General features: G+C 35.0%; 2 protein-coding genes and 1 pseudogene. 1 reads left to right on the forward strand and 2 read right to left on the reverse strand.

The genetic code is table 11. The features are described from left to right. Together M5121_RS15665 and M5121_RS15670 are read right to left on the reverse strand one after the other, a co-directional pair. Positions 1-829 (reverse strand): annotated as a pseudogene (locus M5121_RS15665) (YagK/YfjJ domain-containing protein); the annotation flags it as partial. A gap of 216 nt (positions 830-1,045) precedes the next feature. Continuing rightward, positions 1,046-1,303, reverse strand: a complete 258-nt coding sequence (locus tag M5121_RS15670) for a helix-turn-helix transcriptional regulator (RefSeq protein WP_018679572.1) — start codon at positions 1,301-1,303, stop codon at positions 1,046-1,048. A gap of 183 nt (positions 1,304-1,486) precedes the next feature. Between M5121_RS15670 and M5121_RS15675 the strand changes: the two genes are divergently transcribed. Continuing rightward, complete coding sequence (locus tag M5121_RS15675) at positions 1,487-2,329, forward strand: hypothetical protein (RefSeq protein WP_249571689.1); 843 nt, start codon at positions 1,487-1,489, stop codon at positions 2,327-2,329. The last annotated feature ends 555 nt before the right edge of the window (positions 2,330-2,884 follow it).

Below are 2,884 nucleotides of genomic sequence, written 5' to 3' on the forward strand. Positions count from 1 at the left end.
AATCAAATGGCAGAAGACTTTTATCGGTTAGCTGCCTAGAATCTCCCAAGTGAAAGTCTCCTGCTAATTCAGCACACATCAAATCTACACACTGTTTAGCTGATTCAAATTGGTTTCTAGCACGATCCTTGCGTTTCTTTTGCTGATACTTAAACTCTTTTTCTTGAGTAAGCCAATAAGTTCGCTCCACAAATTGATCAAGTAATTCAGCGAATACACCAATTCTGGTCGTACCATCCAGATTGGTTATCGTAATCGGATCATTTAGATATATAAATTCAAAGTCAGCATGATATACAGGCTTTAAAACCTCATTAAATGCCTGTAGTACAATTCTATTGTGTTCACAGTCATATTGATCAAGTGATTCACAACCTTGTCTAAATAGCTGTTTGAATAATTGCTGCAGCTCTTTATCTGCGTATTCATATTGAATACCCATCACTTTCAATGGGTTATTCTGAGCTAATGGACGACAAGCTCTCACGAATCCCTTTTCAACAATCAAGTTCACATATTTTATTCGTGTAAATATTTTCTCCAATTCAGGATTTCTACGAAGAATATAAGCCTGCAATTCCTCACTAAACTCAAGTTGGTGATCCAAGACCAATGAACTAGTGTGTTGGCTGTCGTCTGCTTTAAAACATGATTCATATTCACTTTCCATCAACTGGAAATGTTGATCAGGATCATGTGTTATTTCTTGCATAGAACGATACAACACATTCAGTTGTGGATTCTGAGCTGTAGAAATATCTTGTATTGGTGGTATATATTCAATTTTATGTGTTTGACTGTCATTCATAACATAGGTTGATTCTGTCATGATAATTTACTCTGCTGTAATAGATCACACCTAACCAATTGTTAATTAATAATTAAATATAATATTAGATATATAAATGATATATAAATAATATAAGTACCACAAATGGTCAGGCGTAAAAAACACCGTAATCCAATGACCTCGAAATCAAGGAATTACAGTGTCTTAGGGGTAAATGGAATAATTGGGGGCTGTAAAGATATCGCGCTAATCTAGTCAGCTTTTTTTCGAATTGAGCCACAAATTAATTTGGCTTTCTGCCCACGTTGGCATGCTCGCAGTCAAGTAAGTTGGCTCAGGAAAATCACCTCGACGAACCATTTTCCAGAATGTTGATTCCGCAATATTGAGTAAACCCTTCGTGGCAGGTTTATAAGAAACTCTGCGCCTACGTCCGCCACGATCTACATAATCCTTTGCTGGTCGTTCTGGGTAATTGACTAACTCTTTGACACGATAACGATGCTCAATCATTTTTAAACCTTCGATAGCAACGATGAAGAATTCGCCTGAACCATATTCAACAATGAATATGATCAGTCATCTAATGAATCGCATGGTAGCTAAAACCAATCTGTATCGTCAGTAATGCTAGCTAGGTATTTTAATACAGACTATAATGGTTGTTTAACTAATTGAATTAATTTAAATATAAGAATGGCTAAAATTATTACACTTACTGATCTAAATGAGATGGAAGAGGAAATTTTTCACTACTACCTTTGTGCTTTTCCGATCCAAGGATTATCGGCATTTAAATCAAGTTATAACCTTGATCAAAAAAAATTGATCGTGGCGGATATACTTTTAGATCGCAAATATGACGATGATTGCTTCCATCTGAATGGTCATCAGTTTGAAGATATGCTCATGGAATTAAACGATATTAAGCAGAAATTTACGAGCCGCTCATCAAAGGAAAATACTGAAATCTATAAAAAATTCATGCAAAATTATGAACTCTACGTAGCTGATATTAATCTCATCTCGAATCCAAAAATTAGCAATAAAATCAAAGGGATTCGGGGTATGCGTATTCGATATGAAAAAAACCTGTATCCAAAACTCGAAATTTTTTATGCCCTACTTCGAAAAAAAGTAGCTCAACAAGGTAAGTGGTCTAGTGTTAATGCAGCAATCCGTGAAGTCTTGCCAGAGTTAAACACGCTATTTCTTGAATATGACCAACAGCAAATAAAAGATAAAATAGCGTCAAACGAAGCTGAAATCGATGATTGCCAAGAAGTACTGAAGCATCCAGAGAATGCTGAAATTTTTAAGTACTATAAGCGTCATGAATATCAAAAACGTTTAAATCATTTAATGTATGAAAATGCAGAATTAAGACCTCTGCTTGGAGATAATCCATCACCTCACGCACTCAAAAAGCAAAGTCCATTTAATACCATTTATAAGGATGAGGTGCTCATGAACCACTTAAGGCGAAATAAAAAGCTGCTGGACGAAGTGATTATTTCTACTAAAAATGAGAACATTTAATATGGAATTTTCGATGAATAAAAGTCGAGAACTTACAATATCCTCATATCTGTAAAAAAATAACATCAGCCCTATTTTATAGGGCGATATATCGATGTTGCTGAGGTATCACTAGCTGTTAAGATAGCTACAGCCCTAGCAAAACCTTCAACTCATTGTTAAATGTTCAAGCGTATCTCAATCGTTTTTTATTGCCAATCGTACTCATAATTTCACTTTAATTTGCGCTGATATGCTGTGAATCAGTGGCTATCCAACTGCTTTTTTTCTTAAGTTTTTTACGTGTAATTTCAATTAAAATTAATGGCTATTTAGGAACAAATCCGTCTACATAAAATTATTGATTTATGCTCCATTTGCGGAAACATGGTAGGCTTGAATGAATTCAAATAAAACATAGAAAGCTCTAGGAAGGATACATGTTTAATCCAAAATTTTGCATGGACTGCGGTAGTGGTTTGATATTGAAGAAAGTTGATGTGTGCTGAATTAGCAGGAGACTTTCACTTGGGAGATTCTAGGCAGCTAACCGATAAAAGTCTTCTGCCATTTGAT

Origin of the sequence: Acinetobacter sp. ANC5681 (genome assembly GCF_023488045.1) — a bacterium.
GTDB lineage: Bacteria > Pseudomonadota > Gammaproteobacteria > Pseudomonadales > Moraxellaceae > Acinetobacter.